The organism is Paracoccus sp. S4493, from assembly GCF_000967735.1.
Lineage (GTDB): Bacteria > Pseudomonadota > Alphaproteobacteria > Rhodobacterales > Rhodobacteraceae > Paracoccus > Paracoccus marcusii.
Map to the genome: position 1 here is coordinate 23,990 of NZ_JXYF01000051.1, position 21,167 is coordinate 45,156.

General features: G+C 70.0%; 17 protein-coding genes. 8 read left to right on the forward strand and 9 right to left on the reverse strand.

Annotation, left to right across the window (positions count from 1 at the left end):
- Positions 1-16: 16 nt before the first annotated feature.
- Entirely contained in the window at positions 17-2,377 is a 2,361-nt protein-coding gene (locus TW83_RS09395; RefSeq protein WP_052714796.1) for a DUF2309 domain-containing protein, read from the forward strand.
- Positions 2,378-2,846: 469 nt separating this feature from the next.
- A complete protein-coding gene (locus TW83_RS19340; RefSeq protein WP_052714798.1) occupies positions 2,847-3,464 on the forward strand; it encodes a hypothetical protein in 618 nt (205 codons plus the stop codon).
- Between the two features lie 29 nt (positions 3,465-3,493).
- Here the strand turns inward: TW83_RS19340 and TW83_RS09405 are convergent, their stop codons facing one another.
- The 3 genes from TW83_RS09405 to TW83_RS09415 all read right to left on the reverse strand — a co-directional run bounded on the left by TW83_RS09405 (position 3,494) and on the right by TW83_RS09415 (position 7,449).
- Positions 3,494-4,135, reverse strand: a complete 642-nt coding sequence (locus TW83_RS09405) for a response regulator transcription factor (protein ID WP_045982515.1) — start codon at positions 4,133-4,135, stop codon at positions 3,494-3,496.
- Positions 4,132-5,499 carry a histidine kinase gene (locus TW83_RS09410; RefSeq protein WP_045982516.1) on the reverse strand — a complete coding sequence of 456 codons (1,368 nt, stop codon included), beginning with the start codon at positions 5,497-5,499 and terminating at the stop codon, positions 4,132-4,134. The genes TW83_RS09405 and TW83_RS09410 overlap by 4 nt, the downstream gene beginning before the upstream one ends.
- A gap of 90 nt (positions 5,500-5,589) precedes the next feature.
- On the reverse strand, positions 5,590-7,449 hold the full coding sequence (locus TW83_RS09415; protein ID WP_045982531.1) for a heavy metal translocating P-type ATPase: 1,860 nt from the start codon (positions 7,447-7,449) through the stop codon (positions 5,590-5,592).
- A 165-nt stretch (positions 7,450-7,614) separates the two neighbouring features.
- Between TW83_RS09415 and TW83_RS09420 the strand changes: the two genes are divergently transcribed.
- The gene (locus tag TW83_RS09420; protein WP_045982517.1) at positions 7,615-7,872 is read left to right on the forward strand and encodes a PepSY domain-containing protein; all 258 of its coding nucleotides are present in this window, start codon (positions 7,615-7,617) and stop codon (positions 7,870-7,872) included.
- Positions 7,862-8,404, forward strand: a complete 543-nt coding sequence (locus TW83_RS09425; protein WP_045982518.1) for a cytochrome b/b6 domain-containing protein — start codon at positions 7,862-7,864, stop codon at positions 8,402-8,404. Before TW83_RS09420 ends, TW83_RS09425 begins: the two co-directional genes overlap by 11 nt.
- Positions 8,405-9,083: 679 nt before the next feature.
- Here TW83_RS09425 and TW83_RS09430 read toward each other — a convergent pair.
- The 3 genes from TW83_RS09430 to TW83_RS09440 all read right to left on the reverse strand — a co-directional run bounded on the left by TW83_RS09430 (position 9,084) and on the right by TW83_RS09440 (position 12,445).
- Positions 9,084-9,803, reverse strand: coding sequence for a transporter substrate-binding domain-containing protein (locus tag TW83_RS09430; RefSeq protein WP_045982519.1), 720 nt, complete (start codon positions 9,801-9,803; stop codon positions 9,084-9,086).
- Positions 9,793-10,896, reverse strand: coding sequence for an isocitrate/isopropylmalate family dehydrogenase (locus TW83_RS09435; protein WP_045982520.1), 1,104 nt, complete (start codon positions 10,894-10,896; stop codon positions 9,793-9,795). The genes TW83_RS09430 and TW83_RS09435 overlap by 11 nt, the downstream gene beginning before the upstream one ends.
- Before the next feature lie 499 nt (positions 10,897-11,395).
- A complete protein-coding gene (locus TW83_RS09440; RefSeq protein ID WP_045982521.1) occupies positions 11,396-12,445 on the reverse strand; it encodes an Ldh family oxidoreductase in 1,050 nt (349 codons plus the stop codon).
- A 121-nt stretch (positions 12,446-12,566) separates the two neighbouring features.
- Between TW83_RS09440 and TW83_RS09445 the strand changes: the two genes are divergently transcribed.
- Positions 12,567-13,478: a GntR family transcriptional regulator gene (locus tag TW83_RS09445; protein ID WP_045982522.1), complete on the forward strand. Its 912-nt coding sequence runs from the start codon at positions 12,567-12,569 to the stop codon at positions 13,476-13,478.
- On the opposite strand, the gene TW83_RS09450 is transcribed toward TW83_RS09445, so the two are convergent.
- Complete coding sequence (locus TW83_RS09450; RefSeq protein ID WP_239441314.1) at positions 13,475-14,545, reverse strand: AbrB family transcriptional regulator; 1,071 nt, start codon at positions 14,543-14,545, stop codon at positions 13,475-13,477. The genes TW83_RS09445 and TW83_RS09450 overlap by 4 nt on opposite strands.
- A 70-nt stretch (positions 14,546-14,615) precedes the next feature.
- Between TW83_RS09450 and TW83_RS09455 the strand changes: the two genes are divergently transcribed.
- The 3 genes from TW83_RS09455 to tcuB are packed head-to-tail and all read left to right on the forward strand — an operon-like array spanning position 14,616 to position 17,756.
- Positions 14,616-15,281: a GntR family transcriptional regulator gene (locus tag TW83_RS09455; RefSeq protein ID WP_045982523.1), complete on the forward strand. Its 666-nt coding sequence runs from the start codon at positions 14,616-14,618 to the stop codon at positions 15,279-15,281.
- Positions 15,278-16,672: an FAD-dependent tricarballylate dehydrogenase TcuA gene (tcuA, locus tag TW83_RS09460; protein WP_045982524.1), complete on the forward strand. Its 1,395-nt coding sequence runs from the start codon at positions 15,278-15,280 to the stop codon at positions 16,670-16,672. The genes TW83_RS09455 and tcuA overlap by 4 nt, the downstream gene beginning before the upstream one ends.
- On the forward strand, positions 16,662-17,756 hold the full coding sequence (tcuB, locus tag TW83_RS09465) for a tricarballylate utilization 4Fe-4S protein TcuB (protein ID WP_045982525.1): 1,095 nt from the start codon (positions 16,662-16,664) through the stop codon (positions 17,754-17,756). Before tcuA ends, tcuB begins: the two co-directional genes overlap by 11 nt.
- Positions 17,757-17,824: 68 nt before the next feature.
- On the opposite strand, the gene TW83_RS09470 is transcribed toward tcuB, so the two are convergent.
- Both TW83_RS09470 and TW83_RS09475 read right to left on the reverse strand, forming a co-directional pair.
- A complete protein-coding gene (locus TW83_RS09470; protein WP_045982526.1) occupies positions 17,825-18,919 on the reverse strand; it encodes a 4-oxalomesaconate tautomerase in 1,095 nt (364 codons plus the stop codon).
- Positions 18,920-18,980: 61 nt separating this feature from the next.
- Positions 18,981-20,981, reverse strand: a complete 2,001-nt coding sequence (locus tag TW83_RS09475) for a tripartite tricarboxylate transporter permease (RefSeq protein ID WP_045982527.1) — start codon at positions 20,979-20,981, stop codon at positions 18,981-18,983.
- Positions 20,982-21,167: the final 186 nt, after the last annotated feature.

Sequence of the window (21,167 nt, forward strand, 5' to 3'; positions counted from 1 at the left end):
CCCTGCGGAGGCTTTCATGTTCCTTGACCGTTCCAACCTGATGACCGATCACGCCGCCGGCCTACTGGGCGCCGCGACGGTCGCCGCGGCCGCGATCCCGCCGGCCTTTCCACTGGCGGCGACCGTGGCCGTCAGCCCGTTCCTGGGCCAGACCGACGACGACCTGCCCCGGGCCGCCGCCCGGCTGACCCGCGTCGCGGGCCTGTCGTCGATCCGTCCGCGCGAAGACTTCCGCGCCGTGGTCGCCGCCGGTCGCATCAGCGACGACGACCTGGCGGCGGCGCTGATCGCCTGCGCCTCGCCGCTGAAGCCGGTGGATCTGGCCACGCTGAAGCTGCGCCTGAACGCCCCGGCCCCCGCGCCCAGGGCGCTGCCGACGCTGGCCGATCTGGCCGCGCGCCGCCACGGCATCGACTGGCCCCAGATCATCGCCCGCAGCATCGGGCTGTGGGCCGCGGGCCGGTTCGATCAGGGGCAGGCGCTGTGGACGCCCGCCCCCGGCCTGGGCGCCTTTGCGGCGTGGCGGGAATGGGCGGTCAACGACCTGACCCCCGAAATTGCCGGATTGCGGGGGTTCTGCGCGCATGTCGCCGCCGCGCCCGACACGCCCGACCGGGCCATCCTGCGCGCCGCGGCCAGCCTGGGCCTGACGCCCGATGCCGCCCCGACGGCGTTTCACCGGCTGCTGGTCGATCTGGGGGGCTGGGCGCAGCATGCGCGCTGGCTGTCGTGGCAGGCCGAACAGGCGGGCGGCACCGACACCACGCTGACCGACCTGCTGGCGATCCGCCTGATCTGGGAGGAGGCGCTGCTGGCCCATGCCCCCGATCTGGCCGAGGGCTGGGCAGGCATCGTCCGGGACCATGCCCGGCCCCTGGAGCCGTCGCCCGACCAGGTGGTCGACGCGATCCTGCAGGAGGCATCCGAACGCGCCTATCAGCGCGGGCTGATCGCGCAACTGTCCGCATCGCGCCCGGCCCCCGCATGTCCGGCCCTGCAGGCGGTGTTCTGCATCGACGTGCGGTCCGAGGTGTTCCGGCGCGCGCTGGAACGGGTCGCCCCCGATGCCGAAACCTTGGGCTTTGCCGGGTTTTTCGGCCTGCCGCTGGCCTATCGCCCGCAGGGCAGCGACCTGGCCGAGGCGCATCTGCCCGTGCTGCTGTCGCCGTCGCTGTCGGCCCGCGACCGCACCACCGACGACGCCGAGGCGCATGCCCGCATCGTGGCCCGCACCGCCCGGGCCTGGGGCCGGTTCCGGCAGGCAGCCGTGTCCTCCTTTGCCTTCGTCGAGGCGGCCGGCCCGCTATACGGGGCCAAGCTGCTGCAGGGCGCACTTGGCCGGTCCAAGATGCCCGCCGCCACCGCGGCACCGCACCTGTCCGCGCCGATGGACCCCGCCGCAAAGGGGGCGATGGCGGCTGGCGTGCTGCGCGCGATGGGGTTGGTGGGGGGGCAGGCGCGGGTCGTCCTGCTGGTCGGGCATGGTGCGTCGGTGACGAACAATCCCCATGAAAGCGCCTATCACTGCGGCGCCTGCGGCGGGCGCAGCGGAGAAGTCTCGGCCCGTGTGCTGGCGGGTCTGCTGAACGATCCCGACACCCGTGCCGCCCTGCCCGCCCACGGCATCGCGCTGCCCGACGACACGCTGTTCGTGGCCGCGCTTCATGACACCACGACCGACCGCGTGACGCTTTTTGCCGACGACGCCCCGGCCGGTCATGCGCCCGACCTGGCCCGCACGACGGACTGGCTGGCTGCCGCCGGCGCCCTGACCCGGGCCGAGCGGGCGCAGCGCCTGCCCGGCGCGACGCCCGCGACCATCGCTGCCCGCGCGACCGATTGGGCCGAGACGCGCCCCGAATGGGGGCTTGCCGGCTGCGCGGCCTTCATCGCCGCACCGCGCGCCACCACGCGCGGGCTGGACCTTGGCGGGCGCGTCTTCCTGCACAGCTATGACCGGGCGCTGGACCCCGACTTCAAGGTGCTGGAACTGGTCCTGACGGCCCCGGTCGTCGTGGCCAGCTGGATCAGCCTGCAATATTACGGCTCGACCGTGGCGGCCCCGCTGTTCGGCGGCGGCAACAAGCTGATCCACAACGTGACCGGCGGCATCGGCGTCGTCGAGGGCAATGGCGGGCGGCTGCGCGCGGGTCTGCCATGGCAGGCGGTCCATGACGGCACCCGCCCCGTGCACGATCCCCTGCGGCTGACGGTGATGCTGGACGCGCCGACATCGGCCATCGATGCGGTCCTGGCCCGCCATCCACAGGTCGCCGCGCTGTTCGACAACGGCTGGCTGCATCTTCTGACGCTGGAGGCCGGGCGCATCGACGCGCGCTATCACCCCCGGAACGGTTGGCGCAGGGAGGGCGCATGACGGTCCCCTCGGCCGTGGACGGAAACCAGGGCGGCGCATAACGCTGTTCCCCCCGGCCGCAGCGATGATCACCGCGGTCAGCGTGCCGCACCAGCGATGGCGGACGTTCCATGGACGACGTGCCGACGCCTGGTATTGCGGCGGCCCGTCCTGCCCTGTTGCCATCAGCTTCGGTGCGGATTGCCGGTGGCGGGAATGATCGGCGCGCGAATGACCATTTCGGGCGTCAGTTCAAAAAGACTCAGCGACGCACCATCCGGTCGAATGCAGGTCTGCGCTCCGGATCCTCCGCCAGCCCGCGCCGCCACGCGGGCGGACGGCGGCCGCGGGGGGACAAGGGTCGGGGAATTCCGACGGACCTTTGCGTTTCCCCGTACCGGACCTTGGTACGATCCGCAGGGATCGCGGATATGGTTTCATGCAGGGGTGTTCAACGGCCGCAGGACGGCCCCCGTTGCGGAGAGATAAGATGATCCCCACCATTCACATGACGAACCGCCCCTTTCGGATGCGGCTGGCGGTGCTGCTGCTGGCGGGCGCGGCGATTGCCGCCCCCGTATCGGTCCGGCTGGACCCGGATGCGGGCCTGCGGCTGACATCCGCGATGGCCTTCGCCAAGGACGGCGACCGGGGCGGTGACGACAGTGGCGGGCGCGGTGGCGATGATCGCGGCGGTGACGACCACGGTGGTCGCGGTGGCGACGACCATGGCGGGCGCGGCGGCGACGATCGCGGGGGTGACGACCACGGCGGGCGCGGCGGCGATGATCGTGGGGGTGACGACCACGGCGGCCGGGGGCGGGGTCGCGATGACGGGCATTCGGACGATCACGGCGGGCATGGCCGTGGCCGCGACGACCGTCCGTCGGGCACGCCGGGTGGCGGCACGGTCGGCGGGGGTGCCGCGGGGTCGCGCCCGACCGAGATCGAACGCTCTGCCCGCGGGATCGAGGTCTCCTATGCCGACGGCTGGCGCGAGGAGCTGGAGAACGGGCGATACGAGCTGAAGGACGCCCAGGGCCGCACCGTCGTCGAACGGCGCGCCACGACCGAGGACATGCAGCGTCTGTCCGCGTTCAGCCGCTGATCCCGGCCACCCCACCGAATGGCGCAACGCTAGCCGTTGCGCCATTCCTTTTGCGCCAGAAGCGCGGCCTCGGTCCGGTTACGCAGGTGCAGCTTCTGCAGGATCTGCGTCATGTGGTGCTTGACCGTGCGTTCCTGCACGTCGGTGCGCCGCGCGATCTCCTTGTTGGACAGGCCTTCGGACACCAGCCGCAGGACCTCCTCCTCTCGCGGGGTCAGCAGGTCCAGGCCATCGCGGGACGAGGGCACGGGGCTGCGCATCCGCGCCAGCATCCGCGCCGCCAGCGACGGGGCGACGTGGCTTTCGCCCTGCATTACCCGTTCCAGCGTGGCGACCAGTTCGGCCCCGCCGATGCCCTTCAGCAGATAGCCCCGCGCGCCCCCCTCCAGGGCGGCAAAGACCGCGTCGCCGTCCTCGGACACGGTCAGCAGGACCATCACCGGCGCGGGCTGCAGCAGGGCGATGCGTTCCAGCGCCCAAAGCCCGCCCTGCGGCATCGACAGGTCCAGCAGCACCAGGTCCGGCGCATGCCTGCGCGCCGCCTCGACCGCCTCCGCGCCCGAGGCGGCGGTGGCCACCACGGCAAAGCGGCCGCTTTCCTGCAGCGTGCGCGCGACGCCTTCGCGGAACAGCGGATGATCGTCCGCCACCACAACCCGATGCCCGCTCATGTCTCGACCTCCATCCACAATTCCGTGCGCCCGCAGCGCCGCTCCAGTCCAAAGCGGCCGCCAAGCGATTCGACCCTGTCGCGCAATCCCTGCAGGCCCAGCCCCGGCGCGTGGTCCGCGGCAGGACCCGCACCCGCATTCGCGACCGTCAGGCGCAGCATCCCCGCCCCGCCCTGCAGGCGCACCGCGACATCCGCGCCGCCGGCATGGCGGGCGGCGTTGTTCAGCCCCTCCTGGACAAAGCGATAAAGGCAGATGCGCAGGCCCGGCGTCAGGGGCGGCGCGCCGTCCGTATCAAGCTGCACCGCGACCGGGGCCGGAACGCGCGCCTGATGCGCCTCGACCGCCAGACGGACGATCGCCTCGGCGGGCAGATGCGCCAGTTCCGGCAGGACCAGGCCCTTGGAGATCTGGCGGATCTCGGACATCGCGCGGTCCAGCGCCTGCTGGATCGCGGCCATCTCGTCCGGCGCCGGGGTGGGGGTGCGCGCAAGCGCGTCCAGCCGCAACCGGGCATAGGCCAGGTCCTGGGCCGGCCCGTCATGCAGATCGGCGCCGATCCGGCGCAGGCCGCCCTCGGTCGTGGCGGCGGCACGCCCGGCGGCCTCTTGGACCTGCAGGCGCAGCAGGTCGTTGCGCTCGGACAGGCGGCGCATGTCGGCCAGCCGGCGGTCCAGGTCGCGGCGCTGGTGGTCGATGGTCCGGCTGCCCTGGCGCACGATGGCGTAAAGCACCAGCCCCAGGGACAGCCCGCCCCCGCCCACGCCCGCAAGCGCCGTCAGACGCGCGGCCTGCAGGTCCGCCTTGAGCGCAGGATCGGCGACGTAAAGTTCGGCGACCGCGATGATCTCTCCGGTCCAGTCGGCGCGGATGGGGCTGTAGATCTCCAGCAGCGGCATCCCGAGCGCGTGTTCGGCGCGGTCCTCCTCCTCGGCGTCATCCTCGAAGATGGCGGCGATACGTCCGGCCCAAGCCTGGGACAGCTCCTTGGACAGGGGGAACGTGCGGCCGATCAGGTCGGGGTCGGATGCCGCGATGATCAGCCCGCCCTGCGTCCAGACCTTGTAGGACAGGATGCGGCCGTCCATCTCGGTCGCCGGCAGAACCTCGGACAGGGCGCGGCGCATGGCGGGGGACGGGGCGGTTCCGGCGACGTGATCCTCGACCAGCGGGTGCAGGAAACTGTCCATGTAAAGCGCCGCCGCCGTCGCCGTGTTGCGGACCACGACCTGCCGGATCCGGTCCGTCAGAAGCCACGCGGCCAGCACCATGAACACCGCCAGGACCAGCCCGCCCACGACGGCAAAGCGCGTGGCCAGGCTGGCCTTGGTCCAGAATGCAGGGGTCGCGTCGCGAATGGTCATGCCGGACCATCGCCGGTTTGCCGCGCCGTGACTACTGGACGCAGGTACAGGTCGGATGGCGGGACGGCAACACCCGTGGTCCGCACCCCGTCAGGCCGTCTCCGACGCCGGGTCGCCCTGTCCCGGCACGATCCGCAGGGCGCGCAGGGCGTTCAGGATCACGGCCACGTCAATCACCTCCTGCAGGATCGCGCCCTGCACCGGGGACAGATGGCCCAGGGCAGCGGCGATCATGCCCAGGCCCGACAGCCCGATCCCGGCCACGACGCTTTGCAGCGCGATGCGGCGCGCGCATTGCGCGATCTCGATGCCGGGCAGCAGCGGGTCCAGCCGATCGACCAGCAGGATGACATCCGCCGCCTCGGCCGAGGCGGCGGCCCCGCGCGCGCCCATCGCCACCCCGATATCGGCGGCGGCCAGCGCGGGCGCGTCGTTCACCCCATCGCCCACCATCATCACCGGGCCCGATCCGCGTGCGGACAGGACCAGCCGGACCTTGTCGTCCGGGCTTAGCCCGGCCTGCACATCGTCCAGCCCAAGCCCGCGCGTGACCGCCATCGCGACCGCGCGTCGGTCGCCCGTGGCCAGCAGGATGCGCCCGATCCCGCGGCGGCGCAGCCCGGCCAGCAACGCGGCCATGCCCGGCCGCAACGCGTCCGCCAGGACCAAGTGCCCTGCCAGGACGCCATCGACGCTCAGGGACACGACCACCGCGCCTTCGTCGCGCAGGGGCGCGTCCGTAGGCGCAAGGCCCAGCTGCGCCAAGACGAAATCGGTGCCGCCCACGACGACCGCATGACCGTCCACGATGCCCGCCACGCCTTCGCCCGGGGTTTCCACCACCGCCGCAGGCACCGGCAACGGTACCCCCGCCGTGGCAGCGACGATGGCCCGCGCGATCGGATGGCCCGAGGCCTGGTCCAGCGCCGCGGCAAGACGGATCATCTGGTCGGGGGACAGGCTGCCCGTCGGCTGCACAGACACGATCCGGGGGCGGCCCTGGGTCAGGGTGCCGGTCTTGTCCAGGATCAGCGTGCGGATGCCGGCCAGCGCCTCCAGCGGCTTTGCGCCCTTGATCAGCACGCCGAAATGCGCCGCCCGCGACAGCCCCGCGACCAGGGCCACCGGCACGGCCAGGATCAGTGGACAGGGCGTTGCCACGACCAGGACCGCCACCGCCCGGATCGGATCGCCCGTGACCCACCACGCAGCGGTCGCCAGGGTCACCGTGACCGCCAGGAACAGCATCGCGTACCGGTCGGCCAGACGCGCCATCGGCGCCTTGGACGCCTGCGCGGTCTCCACCAGGCGGACGATGCCGGCATAGGTGCTGTCGGCGGCGCGACGGGTGGCGCGGAGGTCGAACGCATCGCCCAGATTGGTCGACCCGCTCATCACCTCCTGGCCCTGCGTCCGGCGCAGGGGCATGGATTCGCCGGTCAGCGCCGACTGGTCCAGCAGCGCGCCCGGACCCGCCACCGTCCCGTCCACCGGGGCGACCGCGCCCTGCCGGATCAGCAGCAGGTCACCGGGCCCGATCCGGTCCAGCGCGACCTCAACCAGGCCATCGCCCCGATGCAGGGTCGCCGTGCGGGGGACGCGGGACAGCAGGTCGGTCATCTCTCGCCGGGCGCGGCCTGCGGCAAAACCCTCAAGGAACGTGCCGCCCGAATACATCAGCGCGACCACCGCGGCCGCCAGCGTCTCTCCGAAGATCAGTGCGGCGGACATGGACAGCGCGGCCACGATGTCCAGCCCGACCTCGCGACGCGCCAGGCTGTGCAGGATCTGGGCCAACAGGGCCGCCAGTACGGGGATCACCCCGGCGCTAAACGCCACTGCGGCAGCATCGGGCCGCCACGCTGCCAGCAGGCCCAGTCCGGACAGCAGGCCCAGCACCGCAACCGCCAGCAGGGCGACGTCGGCGCGGTCCTCAAGCATGGCCTTCATCATCGACACGCCCCGTTGATCGCGCCCCTGCCCCGGATCCTACGCCCGAACGCGGCCCCGTCAAAGCGTTCGCGCAGGCACCGCCTGCCCGCCGGGGTTGTAAGGTTGCTGCAAGGTCCGCCGTCCACTGCTGTGCGCATCGAAACACCGATCACGGAGACATCCATGCGTACCCCCCTTCTTGCTCTGATGCTGGCCGGACTGGCCTTTCCCGCCCTGGCCGCAGACCGCTGCGACGTGGCCCAAGCCGACTGGCGCCCGGTCGAGGAACTGACCGCTGCGCTGACCGCGAAAGGCTGGACCGTCAGCAACGTCAAGACCGAGGACGGCTGCTATGAGGTCTATGGCCACGACCAGGACGGCAAGCGCGTCGAGACGTTCTTCGACCCCGCCACCTTCGAGGCAGTCGGCGATGACGACTGACAGGGTACGCGTGTGGGACGGCTTCGTGCGGCTGTTCCACTGGTCGCTTGTCGCGCTGATCGCGGGGGCCTGGCTGACCGCCGATGGGCCCAAGATCGTGCACGAGCGCATGGGTTATGTCATCGCGGCGCTGATCGCGGCGCGCGTGATCTGGGGGCTGATCGGCCCCCGCCATGCCCGCTTCACGGATTTCGTCCGCGGGCCGCGCCCGGTGCTGGCCCATCTGCGCGACCTGCGGGCGGGCCGCGAACGCCGCTATCTGGGCCACAACCCGGCGGGCGGCGCGATGATCGTGGCGCTGCTGCTGACGGTCGCGGGCACCGCGCTGACCGGCTGGCTGCAGACGACCGACGCGTTCTGGGGATCGTCCACGATGGAGGAGGTCCACGAGGTTCTGGCCACGCTGATCCTGGTGCTGGCGTCGATGCATGTCGCGGGCGTCCTGGTCGAGAGCCTGCACCACCACGAGAACCTGGTCCTGTCGATGCTGACCGGCAAAAAGCGCCCCCTCTCCGACAGGGACCGCGGCTGAGGCGTGGCGCCCCGGCCGCGGCCACCGTGCCCCGCAAGCATGGCCGCGCGATCCACACAGATTTGATTGTGGCCGGCATTGTGCCGGCCAAGCATCCGGTCGACCGGGGGTACTGGCGCAAATGGCCCCTAGCGCCTAATCCTTGGAGCACAATCGAGATGTAAACTTTGTGCGGTCATGCGCGCGGCGTGCCGACAAAAGGCAAAGCAAAACTGCACTCCGGCGCTGACCGGTGAGATGCGTCGTCCGGGGCGATGACATCCTTGCTGATCCTCGCACCCGACACAGGGCATCGAACCGCTGCCGCACGCTATTGCCCGTTACGCCTGCCCCACGCGTGATCCGCGGCGGTGATGACGTCGCAATCCCGAATGCAGGCTATCTCCACTGCGGTTCGCGTCACCCGGATGGCCTCGCATCGCGATTGATCGCGGCCATCGTGCGCCGCCGATGCCCGTCAGAGGAGGCAGCACGTAGCCCGTTGCAAATGGCAAAGGTGGCCCTCCGGGCCAATCCCAATTCCGCTGCGGCCAAGCACAGATGGCATTCCGGCGGGCACCGAGATGCGGCCGATTCAAAAACCATCGCGTGCAGGGCTTTCGCAACCGGCGCCAAGGCGATGCTCCCGCCCTATAGAGCAAAACGTCACATTGGATACGAGACCGCCACACCCGTGCGGTCAGGGCAGGACCGCACCTTGGGTGGCGTTCCGCGTCATCATGTCGGCGATCAGGCCCGACTGCCGGGCATCCGCAAGGAACGCGTTCAGTGCGGCGACCACGGACGCATCGCGGCCGGCCGGCACGCCCAGGGCCTGGGGGATCACCATGAACCGTTCGGGCAGCAGGCGCAGGCCGGGGTGGCGGCGCTGGTCGGATTTAAGCTGCTGGCGGATGCCGGCGGCGACCTCGAACCCTTCGCGCAGGGCGAAATCGACGACCTCCTGCGAGGTTTTGACGCGTTCCAGGCTTGCCCGCACGATCGTGCGGGAGAGGTGCAGGTCATAGGCGCTGCCCCGCCCGACCGCGATGCGGATGCCGGGACGGTCGACCTGATCCAGCGCGGTGATGGGCGATCCGTCGCGCACCAGATACCACCCCTCGATCAGCACCCAGGGGTCGGTGAAGGCCACGGTCGCGGCGCGCGCCGGATCGACCGCGAAGAACCCCAGATCAGCGCGCCCCTCCGACACCATCGCGACCGAGGCGGCGGCATTCGGCACTGTCACCAGATCCAGCGGCAGCCCGCGCCGCGCGGCCAGGGCGCGGGCCAGATCGACCGAGATGCCCGCGGGCTGCCCGTCCGCCGTGGGGCGGGTCAGGATCGCGTTCCCGGTGTTGATCACCACGCGCAGCGTGCCGGTGGGCGCCAGGGCGGCGTTCAGGTCGTCATCGGTCATGGGTGGCTCCGGGGTTGCGGATGGTGTCGACGATGCGCGCGGCAAAGGCGGCGGTGCCAAGCGGCCCGCCCAGGTCGCCGGTCCGCCAGGCAGGCACGGCGATGACGCGGGCCACGGCATCCTCGATCAGGTCGGCCGCGGCCCCCAGGGCGGGATCGCCGCGGCGATCGCCCAGCCAACGCAGAAGCATCGCGGTCGAATTGATCAGCGATGCCGGGTTCGCGCGGTCCTGGCCCGCGATCGACGGCGCCGATCCGTGCTGGGCCTGCGCCATGGCATGGGACTCTCCGGCGTTCAGCGATGCGGCAAGGCCGATGCTGCCCGCGATCTCGGTCGCCTGGTCAGAGAGGATGTCGCCGAACATGTTGGTAGTCACGATGGTGTCGAAGGCCGACGCGTCGCGCACCAGCAGGGCCGCCATGGCGTCGACCAGAACCTCCTCGACCACGACATCGGGATAGGACTGTGACACGGCGCGCGTGCAGGACAGGAACAGGCCGTCGCTGATGCGCAGGACGTTGGCCTTGTGGACGACGGTCAGCCGGCCGCCCCGCTGGCGCGCGATGCGGAACCCCGCCTCGGCGATGCGGGTCGAACCCTGGCGCGTCACCTTGCGCATGGCGATGGCCACATCCTCGGTCGGCATGAACTCTCCGGTGCCGGCGAACATCGTGCGGTCAGCGTAAAAGCCCTCGGTGTTCTCGCGCACGATCACCAGGTCGACGGGCACGCCGCAGCGGGCCGGAAAATCGGGGTGGGACCGGGCCGGGCGGATGTTGGCGAACAGGTCCAGGTGCTTGCGCAGATGCCCCGACGGATTGACGCCGCCCTGGGCCTCGGGAGGATAGTCGTTGTGCGACACCGGCCCCAGGATCACCCCGTCCGCCGCGCGGGCCCGGTCCAGCAGGCCCGCGGGAAAGGTCGTGCCCTGCGCCGCAAGGGGCCGCAGCCCGACCTGGGCCTGGTCCAGGCGGAACCGCAGGCCGGTCCGGTCCTGCACCGCGTCCAGCACGTCCAGCGTCGCCGCAGTGATCTCGGGGCTGATGCCGTCGCCGTCCAGGACCAGAAGCGTGACAGGGTCGGATGGGGTCATGAAGGATCTCCGTTCTAGGAAGGGTCAATGCGGTGGGCGTTGTCCGGCAAGGTGCCGAGCCAGCATCTGTTGCCGGCGCGGCACGTGCTCAGACAGTCGCCGCGGTCGCTCACCAGCGGCAAGTCGTGCCCGCAGGCAGGGATCGCGCCAGGCCGTCCGTACCGCAGATCGCGGATGCGGGTGATGGTCGCGCTGTGGACTGGTTCGTACCGGTGCTCAATCCACCACCGGGCACGTTGTGGATGAAGACCGCCGGCTGGCCCGGCAGATAGCGGCATAAACAGGGGGCGAAGAGCCGAGCCAAGGCATCGGTTCGCCCGCGCCAAGGGGGATTACCCATCCCATCTGCTGCCCGGCACGGTCGACCTTATGCGCGCGGGGGCGGCGGGAATGGCCATCGTGGCCAGCAGCGCAGTCGTCAGGTTCCGTCGTCTGGTTGATCCCATGTCGTGGTTCCTTCGTCGGAAAATGCCCGCTGCGGCCCCAAGGCGGGCGTCTGTCACGGCTTCAGTGTGACACCCGCGCGGGCCGCCTCTTGCGCCAGCAGGCGCAGGTCCTCGCCGTCAAGGCAGATGCCGTCGCGTCTGCGGATCTGGGTCGCGCGCGCCTCGATCTCTCCGGGCATCATGATCCGGTCCACGCCGGCGGCGCGGGGCTGGTCCTTGGCGCGGCGGATCAGCTCCTCGATCCGCGCCTCGTACTGGCCGGTTTCCAGAAACAGGTCCGGGCGGAAGGCCAGGAAGACGTGGCCCACATCCTGGGGGGCGTCGAAATCGCTGTACTGATTGCCCACCGCGCCCCCGAAGGCTGCGCCTGACATCACCCCCGCCATGATCTCCATCATCAGGGACAGCCCCGATCCCTTGGCGCCGGCCAACGGCAGCACGACGCCCTCGTATCCCTTCTGCGCATCCGTGGTGGGGTTTCCGTCGGCATCCAGCGCCCAGCCAAGCGGGATCGGTTCGTTGCGGGCGGCGGCGCGGCGCACCTTGCCGCGGGCCACGACCGACAGCGCCATGTCCAGGACGATCGGACGATCACCCGCCGGCGCGGCAAAGGCAAAGGGGCTGGTTCCCAGGAACGGCGCCCGCCCGCCCCAGATCGGCATCGCCCGGGACGCGTTGGTAAAGACGAAGGCCGCCATTCCCGCATCCGCCGCCTGCAGCAGATAGCTTGCCGCCATGCCGAAATGCGTCGACCGCCGCACCGCGCACATGCCCATGCCATGGTCGCGCGCCATGTGCACCGCTTCGGCCATGGCACGGGTCGCGGCGACAAAGCCAAGCGCGTCATCCGCATCCAGCCGTGCCGCGACCGAGACCGGGCGGTCCAGCACCATACAGGGCCTGGCCTTGACCAGCCCACGACGCAGCCGATCCAGATAGATCGGGACGCGCGACACGCCGTGTGACGACACCCCGCGAAGATCCGCCAGCACCAGGCATTCGGCAACCCGCCGCGCGTCGGCCTGCACGTCATGGGCCGCGAAGATCGGGGCGACCGCAGACGTCAGACCGGCTTCGGTGAAGACTTGGCTTTCCTGCGGCATGCGCGGTCCTTTCGCTGTCGCGCATTTTATCCATTTTTGGTCGTTAAAATGCAATAGTGAAGACGACGACTGCGCGTGTTAGATCGGACGGACCCAAACAAAGGCCCCGCATTTGCCCCCCATGCCCCCTTCACGCAGCCGCATCGGCCCGCATCTTGCCGCCGACATCGCGGCGCATATCACCGCCGAATCCCTGACCGAGGGCACGCATCTGCGCACCGCCGATCTGGCCCGGAGATTCGCGGTGTCGCGCTGGCCGGTCGAGCAGGCTCTGAAGGAACTGGCAGAGAGCGGCCATGTCCGGCACGAACCGAACCGCGGCTTCTTCGTGCGCGGAAACGGGCCCGTGGCACCGGCCGCGCCGCCCGATCCGGTCCATGCGGCCTATCTGCGCCTGGCGGTCCTGTTGACGGAACAGGCCATCGGTCCGCAGGTCACCGAACAGCAGATCCGCGACCGCTTTGCGCTGACACGGCGGCAGACCTCGGATCTGATGGGGCGGCTGATCCGCGAGGGGATCGCGGAGAAGCGCGCAGGCTATGGCTGGAACATCAACACCGAACTGACCGCACCCGATGCGCTGGACCATACCACGCAGATGCGGCTGATCCTGGAACCCGCGGCGCTGCGCCTGCCCCGCTATCACCTGCCCCAAGGCGACATCGCCCGCCTGCGCCGGGTCGAGCACGACCTGCTGGACGGCACGATCGACCGCGCGCCACCCGACGCCCTGTACCTGCGCGGCGCGCAGTTCCATGAGGCGGTCATGGCCGGGGCGGGCAATCCCTTCATGCTTCAGGCGCTGATGCGGGTGAACCGGGTCCGGCGGCTGCTGACCTATCGCGCGATGGACGACCGCGAACGCTATTACCGGCAGTCGCGGGAACATCTGGCGATCCTGGACCTGATCGAGGCGGGCGACCATGCCGGCGCCGCCCTGCAGATGGAGGCGCATCTGAACAAAGTGCGTCACAGCCTGTCGGCGCTTGGCTTCATCGCCGCGCAGGACGTCGCGGGGACGACGTCCGGCTAGGGTCGGCGCCGGACCGGCCGCGGTACGCCCATATAGCGCGCCATCAGCGGGGCGCCGGTGATGACCACGACGATCCGCGTCAGGTGGTGCAGGACGACAAAGCCCAGGTCGGCACCCACGACGATGGCCAGCACCGTCAGTTCGGCCTGCCCCCCGGGGGCAAAGGCCAGGAACCCCTCCAGCGGGCGCGCGAGGCCGGTCAGGACCACGAATTCGGTGAAGGCCGCGGCCAGCACCGCCAGCACCATCACGAAGGCCAGCCCCGACAGCACGAACATCCGCAGCTCGCGCAGCGTGACGCCGACATACTGCACGCCGATGCCGATGCCGATGAACAGCTGCGCCAGCATGATCGCCTCGGCCGGGGGGCGCTGCGTGATGATGCCGGCCATCGACAGGGCGGCGGTGGTGATCATCGGACCCAGGATCGAGGCGCCGAACAGCCCCAGGTATTCGCCGCCCTTCCAGCCGACGATCGCGGATACCGCCATCCAGCCCAGCTGCCCCGCGCCGAAATCGCGCAGCGGCGCGCCCATCGCCCCGGTCAGCGGCGCATCGTACAGCCAGACCAGGATCGCCGGCGCGATGGTGACCAGCACCGCGACGCGGGTGGCGTGGATCAGGGACAGCGCCCGGACGTCGGCCCCGGCCTCCTGCCCGAAGATGACCATGTCCTGCAGCCCGCCGGGCATGGCGGCGTAATAGGACGTGGCCGGGTCAAACCCCAGCCTGCGAAAGAACGGCACCCCGATCAGGCCGATCAGCAGCACATAGACCGGGACAAGCGCCACGCTGAGCGCCATCTGCGGGATCTGGGCGACAACCTGGGGGGTGATCGACGCGCCGACGGCGACCCCCAGGATGGTCCGCGCCCCGACCGAGATCGGTCCCATCCCGCGCAGCCGCGCGCCCGTCAGCGCCGCCGCCAGGCAGAACGACATCGGCCCGAACAGGAACGGCAGCGGCAGTCCCAGCAGGTGGAATGTCGCCGCGCCCGCCAGCGCCAGCATCAGGGTGCCGGCCCGCGGGACCAGCGACGACAGCATGGAACGGTCGGGCTGCGTCATGGCATTCTCCTTGTTGACGCTTTATGTATCCAACTGTATGCAGCAGGATGCAACAAGGATCTGCAGGCCCATGACCGACGACACCGACGGCCCCCAGGGGCAATCCGCCTATCGCCGCCTGCTGGCCGACATCAAGTCGGGGCAGCTGCTGCCCGGCGCCCGCCTGCGCGAGACCGAACTGGCCGAGCGCTTGGGCATCTCGCGCACGCCGGTGCGCGAGGCGATCCGGCAGCTGGAGGCCGACGGCCTGGTCACCCACCAGGCGCGCCAAGGGGCCACGATCCGCAACTTGGACTATGCCGAGGTGATCGAGCTGTACGAGATGCGGTCGGTCCTTGAGGGCACGGCCTCGCGCCTTGCCGCGCGGATGGCGCAGCGCGTCGAGGTGGTCGAGCTGACCGAGCTGAACGACGCCTTGGCCGCCAGCGAACCGGGCGCCGCCGCGCAGGAGCTGAACCGCCAGTTCCACCGCACCCTGCTGGACGCCGCGCGCAACCGGTTCCTGGTCAAGACCATGAGCGCGCTGCAAAAGACGCTGCTGATCCTGGGGCCCACGACGCTGGCCGATCCGACCCGCCCCGAGGCCGCGGCGGCCGAGCATGCCGCCGTGATCCGCGCCATCGCCGCCCATGACGGCGATGCGGCCGAGGCCGCGATGCGCGCCCATGTCGAAGCCGCCCTGAACGCGCGCATCCGCGCCATGCGCGGCCGTGAAATACCAATGGAGGACGAATGACCCGATACAGCGACCTTTACGACATCGCGGTGGTCGGCGGCGGCAATGCCGCGCTGTGCGCCGCGATCACCGCGGCCGAGGCCGGCGCGCGGGTCATCATCCTGGAGGGCGCGCCCCTGCCCTATCGCGGCGGCAATTCGCGGCACACGCGCAACTTCCGCTGCATGCATCGCGGCCCGATGTCGCCGCTGACCGGCGCCTATGAGGAGGACGAATACTTCAACGACCTGATGCTGGTCACCAAGGGCAAGACCGACGAACACCTGGCGCGCATGACCATCCGCACCTCCGAGGAGTGCCTGCCCTGGATGCAGGACCACGGGGTCCGCTTTCAGCCGTCCCTGTCGGGCACCCTGTCGCTGTCGCGCACCAACGCCTTCTTCCTGGGCGGGGGCAAGGCGCTGGTGAACGCCTATTACAACACCGCCGCCGACCTGGGCGTCACCATCGTCTACGAGGCGCAGGTCCGCCATGTCCACCGCGAAGGCCAGGCCATCACCCATCTGGACGTCGAGATCGCCGAGGCCCCGCCGGTCACCATCCGCGCGCGGGCCTTCGTGCTGGCATCGGGCGGGTTCCAGGCGGATCTGGACTGGCTGGCGCGGGCCTGGGGGCCGTCGGCGCGCAACTTCCTGATCCGGGGCACGCCCTATAACCGCGGCGTCGTGCTGAAGGACATGCTGGACCAGGGCGCCGACAGCGTGGGCGACCCAACGCAGTGCCACGCCGTGGCCATCGACGGGCGCGCACCGAAATACGACGGCGGCATCGTCACGCGGCTGGATTGTGTGCCCTTCTCGATCGTGGTGAACCGCGACGGCCAGCGCTTTTATGACGAGGGCGAGGATACCTGGCCCAAGCGCTATGCGATCTGGGGTCGCCTGGTCGCGGCACAGCCCGACCAGGTCGGCTATGCGCTGATCGATGCCAAGTCGATCGACCTGTTCATGCCGTCGGTCTTTCCCCCCATCGTGGCGGACACGATCCCCGAACTGGCCGCCAAGATGGGGCTGGACCCCGCCGCGGTGCAGACCACCGTTTCGGCATTCAACGCTGCCTGCCGCCCCGGCATGTTCCACCCGACAGAGCTGGACGGGATGGCGACCGAGGGGCTGGACATCCAGAAGACGAACTGGGCCCGCCCGTTGGATACGCCGCCCTTTTACGGCTATCAGCTGCGCCCCGGCGTGACCTTCACCTATCTGGGCCTGAAGGTGTCCGACAGCGCGCAGGTCCATACGCCCGACGGGCCGATCACCAACCTGTGGGCCGCCGGAGAGATCATGGCAGGCTCGATCCTGGGCCAAGGCTATCTGGCAGGCTTTGGAATGACCATCGGAACCGTCTTCGGACGCATCGCCGGCAACGAGGCCGCCGCCCATGTCGCTTGATTTCGCCGCAAACACCCCGCTGACCGCCACCGAGGAGGCCCGCCGCCAGATCGAGATCTGCAACGCCTGCCGTTACTGCGAGGGGTTCTGTTCGGTCTTTCCCGCCATGACGCGCAGCAAGGCCTTTGCCGACGGCGACCTGACGCATCTGTCGAACCTGTGCCACAACTGCCGCGGCTGCCATTACGCCTGCCAGTACACCGCACCCCATGAATTCGACCTGAACATCCCCGCCGCCCTGGCCGAGGTCCGCCAAGACAGCTGGGAACGCCTGGCGCGCCCGCAGGCGCTGGCCCGGATGTTCCATGAACGCGGCGTCGCCATGGCGGGACTGCTGGTCGTCGCGCTGACGCTGTTCTTCGTGCTGATCGCGGCGGCGCGCCCGACCGGGGGCGAGGGGTTCTATGCCTACATGGCGCACAATATGATGATCGCGATCTTCATCCCCGCCTTCGTCGCGCCCCTGGCGCTGATCGGGCTGTCGCTGCGCGACTATTGGCGCGAGGTCGGCGGCGGGCGGGTCCGGTTGCGCCACCTGGCCAAGGCGGGCGACATGGCCGGGCGGATGAAGAACCTGAACGGCGGGCATGGCGACGGCTGCAACTTCGAGGATGGCGACCGCTTCAGCCAGAAACGCCGCATCGCGCATCAGCTGATGATGTGGGGGTTCCTGGCCTGCTTTGCCGCGACATCGTCGGGCACGATCCTGCATTACGTCTTCGGCTGGTACGCCCCCTATCCGCTTTGGGCGCCGCCCAAGCTGCTGGGCGTGCCGGGCGGCATCGCGATGGTCGCGGGCGCGATCGGGCTGGCCGCGCTGAAGCTGCGCGCCGATCCCGACCTGGGCGCGCGCCGGGTCTGGGGCGGAGAGATGGCCTTCATCGTGCTGCTGGGCGCGGTGGCGGCGACGGGGCTTGCGCTCTATGCGGCCACGGGCACGGGCGCGGTCGGCCCGCTGCTGGCGGTCCACCTGGCGACGGTCATGACGCTGTTCCTGCTGATGCCCTTCTCCAAGATGATCCACGGCTTCTTCCGCTTCACCGCGCTGGTGGCCGAGGCCGGGAAGCTGGAGAAGACCCGCTGATCCGTCATCCCCGCGCATGAAAAAGGCCCCGGCTGCGATGCCGGGGCCTTTGTCGTCCAGGGGCGGGCCTATGCCCCGGCCAGCGCCGCCGCGGGGACGAAGACCTCTCCGGTGACCAGCTTGCGCGCGGTGCGGATCGCGCCGGCGCTGACCACCTGCAGGTCGTGACCCCGGCCGCTGGTGCGCAGGGCCACGTCGATCATGCCGCTTGGATGCTCGATCAGGATCTCTCGGTCCTCTCCCTCCGGGCGCTGCGCCAGCCCGTCCGAGACCGACCCCTCCAGGACCGACACCGTCGCCACGCACAGCGCGCCGGTCACCGCGAAGGCGGCATGCGCCTTGTGCGGCACGAAATAGCGCGCGGCGACGTGGCCGCCGTCGCGCGGCGCGGCCAGGATCGCGACCTTGGGGATGACCTTTCCGGTCACGTCGCCCAGGCCCATGCGGCGCCCGGCCTCCAGCCGCATCGCCTCCAGCCGGGCAAAGAAGTCGCGGTCGGCGTCCAGTTCGGCGGGGGTCTCATAGCCGGTCTTGCCCAGGTCCGCCGCGCGCAGGATCATCATGGGCACCGCCACGTCGATCAGCGTGACGTCGATGCCGTCGATCTGTTCCAGCAGATGGCCCGAAGGCAGCAGCCCGTTGGTCTTGGACCCGACGATGTCCATGAAGTTCAGCCGCACCGCGGCGGCCGTGCCTGGCACCCCGGCGATGGCCTGATCGCCGTCGTAATCGACCGCACCGTCATCGGTGCTGACCACGGCCTCGATCCGGCTGGCGGTGTTCTCGTTATAGATGACGACGCGCGTCTCGCTGCCGGTTGCCGCGACCATGCCGCGTTCGATGGCAAAGGGGCCGACGCCGGCCAGGATGTTGCCGCAGGACGGCCCGGTATCCACCACCGCCTCGGTCACCGAGACCTGGGCGAACAGATAGTCGACATCCACCCCCTCGCGCGCGGAGGGACGCACCATCGCCACCTTGGAGGTCAGCGTGTCCGCGCCCCCGATGCCGTCGATCTGGCGCGCATCGGGCGAGCCCATCGCCGCCAGCAGCACGCGGTCGCGCGCGGTCGCGTCGGCAGGCAGGTCGTCGGTGCGGAAATAAGGCCCCTTCGAGGTGCCGCCGCGCATGATGATGACAGGAATGCCGTGCTGTTTGGCCATGTTGTTCCTCCGTTCGTTCAACAGGAATGGCCCGCGCCTTTCGGTGCGGGCCAAGCTTTCGTCAGGAGACCAGCGGCCAGGGCAGCCGGTCGTAGAAGTGGTTCTGAAGCAGCCCCTCGGGCAGGATCAGGTTCAGCGCCGATGTCAGGATCAGCAGGATGATCGCCCCCATCAGCGTCAAGAGCAGGGTCTGCACCCAGCCAGACCTGGCGACGATGCGCAGGAACGCCACGAAGAACAGCACGACCGCCAGGAAATAGCCGACCAGCGCGATGGCGGCGACAAAGCCCACCAGCCAGCCGATGTATTTCAGCGGCGTCATCGGGCCCAGCTGGTCCGACACCTCCTTGGATTCCGCGTCGAAAACCGCCCCACTAGACCGGTTGCCGCGGATCTGCGGCCACAGGACCATGGCCGCCGTGGCCATGCCCACGACCGCGATGCTGACCGGGAAGATGCGGCCCAGCTGCGACAGGTTGATCGTCTCGACGAAGGTGAAGACGAACAGCGCCATGATGCCCAGGGTGAAGGCGATCTGCGGCCACATGGGCTGGGTCAGGGTCGCGGCGGACTTGCCCTCGACCTCAATCTTGCTGCCGCTCTTCTTCTGGGAATACATGCTGAAGCCGACGGACAGCAGGATGATCGCGCCGATGATCAGCACGATGGGACGCTGGAACGCGTTCCACCCCGAGAACTGCAGCGCCTGGTACAGATAGCGTTCGGCCTGCGTGGCCAGAACGAAGCCGATCAGGAAGGCCGGGCGCGGCCAGCCGAACCGGCGCAGCATCATGCCGACGACGCCCAGCACCACCAGCGCCACCAGGTCATAGAGCGAGCGGTTGGGCTGGAACGCGGCAAAGGTGATGACCAGGATCATGAACGGCGCGACCAGGGGATAGCGCACGACCGTGACCTTGGCGATGGCGGGCGCCAGCAGGATGCACAGCGCCGTGCCCAGGACGTTGGCGATCGCCAGCGACCAGACGATCGTGTAGGTCACGTCCAGGTTGGTGCTGACCATCGACGGCCCGGGCTGCAGGCCGATCAGGATCATGCCGGCCAGGAAGATCGCCATGGACCCCGACCCGGGAATGCCGAACAGCAGGGTCGGCACCAGGCCGCCGCCATCCTTGGAGGCGGTGGTCGATTCCACCGCGATGACGCCGCGGATGTCGCCCTTGCCGAACTGGCTCTTGTCGCGCGAGGTCTGCACGACGTGGCCATAGGCGATCCAGTCGACGACCGATCCGCCCAGGCCCGGGATCATGCCCAGCATCGCGCCAAGCGCCGCCAGCCGCAGTGTCAGCCAGCGGTACATCCAGGTGTCCTTAAGCCCCTGCGACCAGCCGGCGCCGATGGCCGAGCCTTCCTGCGCGATCGAGCTGTTGCGGCGCAGAAGGTCGCCGATCTCGGGGATGGCGAACAGCGCCAGGCCCACGATGACCAGCGGGACGCCGTTCATCAGATACAGCGAGCCGAACTCCATCCGGTATTCGCCGGTGGCGGGCGCCGCGCCGACCGCGCCAAGCGCAAGTCCGGCCGCGCAGGCGGCGACGCCCTTGGCCAGGCTGGAGCCGGACAGCGCGCCGACCATCGACAGGCCGAACATGGTCAGCATGAACAGTTCGGCCGCGCCGAAGGACAGGATCAGCGGACGCGCGATCAGCACGCAGACCGTCAGGACCAGCGCCCCGAACAGACCGCCGATGAACGAGGCCGAGAATGCCGCGCTGAGCGCGCGGGCCGCCTGGCCCTTCTTGGCCAGCGGAAAGCCGTCCAGGATCGTCGCTTGCGAGGCCGACGACCCCGGGATCCCCATGAGGATCGAGGCGAAGGTGTCCGATGTGGACAGGACCGGCAGGATGCCGATCAGCATCGCCAGCGCCAGCGTCGGTTCCATGCCATAGACGAAGGGCAGCAGCAGCGACATCCCGACGATGCCGCCAAGGCCGGGCAGGACGCCCACGACCAGGCCGGTCAGGACGCCGATCATCAGGTACTGGATATGTTGGAACGTCAGCACAGTGCCGAGCGCAGAAAGTATCGCGTCAGTGACCATGGTAAGCCCTTGGACCTTCTGATGGGGTGATGGCGCCGTGCAGCACGCGCGTCGCAGGACGCTGCGGCATGCCGCCGGGGGCGATCACCCGGTTTGCGGGGAACCGGCCGCACCCGGGCCCGGACTGCGTGTCGCAGGGGCATCGTGGCGCGGTCGGAACGGGGGGCGGGCGGCACGCGTGTCGCG

Bases quoted from the DNA above. Each gene is read 5' to 3' on its own strand.
- TW83_RS09395 (WP_052714796.1), top strand. From the start codon at position 17: ATGTTCCTTGACCGTTCCAACCTGATGACCGATCACGCCGCCGGCCTA.
- TW83_RS19340 (WP_052714798.1), top strand. From the start codon at position 2,847: ATGATCCCCACCATTCACATGACGAACCGCCCCTTTCGGATGCGGCTG.
- TW83_RS09405 (WP_045982515.1), bottom strand. From the start codon at position 4,135: ATGAGCGGGCATCGGGTTGTGGTGGCGGACGATCATCCGCTGTTCCGC.
- TW83_RS09410 (WP_045982516.1), bottom strand. From the start codon at position 5,499: ATGACCATTCGCGACGCGACCCCTGCATTCTGGACCAAGGCCAGCCTG.
- TW83_RS09415 (WP_045982531.1), bottom strand. From the start codon at position 7,449: ATGAAGGCCATGCTTGAGGACCGCGCCGACGTCGCCCTGCTGGCGGTT.
- TW83_RS09420 (WP_045982517.1), top strand. From the start codon at position 7,615: ATGCGTACCCCCCTTCTTGCTCTGATGCTGGCCGGACTGGCCTTTCCC.
- TW83_RS09425 (WP_045982518.1), top strand. From the start codon at position 7,862: ATGACGACTGACAGGGTACGCGTGTGGGACGGCTTCGTGCGGCTGTTC.
- TW83_RS09430 (WP_045982519.1), bottom strand. From the start codon at position 9,803: ATGACCGATGACGACCTGAACGCCGCCCTGGCGCCCACCGGCACGCTG.
- TW83_RS09435 (WP_045982520.1), bottom strand. From the start codon at position 10,896: ATGACCCCATCCGACCCTGTCACGCTTCTGGTCCTGGACGGCGACGGC.
- TW83_RS09440 (WP_045982521.1), bottom strand. From the start codon at position 12,445: ATGCCGCAGGAAAGCCAAGTCTTCACCGAAGCCGGTCTGACGTCTGCG.
- TW83_RS09445 (WP_045982522.1), top strand. From the start codon at position 12,567: ATGCCCCCTTCACGCAGCCGCATCGGCCCGCATCTTGCCGCCGACATC.
- TW83_RS09450 (WP_239441314.1), bottom strand. From the start codon at position 14,545: ATGACGCAGCCCGACCGTTCCATGCTGTCGTCGCTGGTCCCGCGGGCC.
- TW83_RS09455 (WP_045982523.1), top strand. From the start codon at position 14,616: ATGACCGACGACACCGACGGCCCCCAGGGGCAATCCGCCTATCGCCGC.
- tcuA (WP_045982524.1), top strand. From the start codon at position 15,278: ATGACCCGATACAGCGACCTTTACGACATCGCGGTGGTCGGCGGCGGC.
- tcuB (WP_045982525.1), top strand. From the start codon at position 16,662: ATGTCGCTTGATTTCGCCGCAAACACCCCGCTGACCGCCACCGAGGAG.
- TW83_RS09470 (WP_045982526.1), bottom strand. From the start codon at position 18,919: ATGGCCAAACAGCACGGCATTCCTGTCATCATCATGCGCGGCGGCACC.
- TW83_RS09475 (WP_045982527.1), bottom strand. From the start codon at position 20,981: ATGGTCACTGACGCGATACTTTCTGCGCTCGGCACTGTGCTGACGTTC.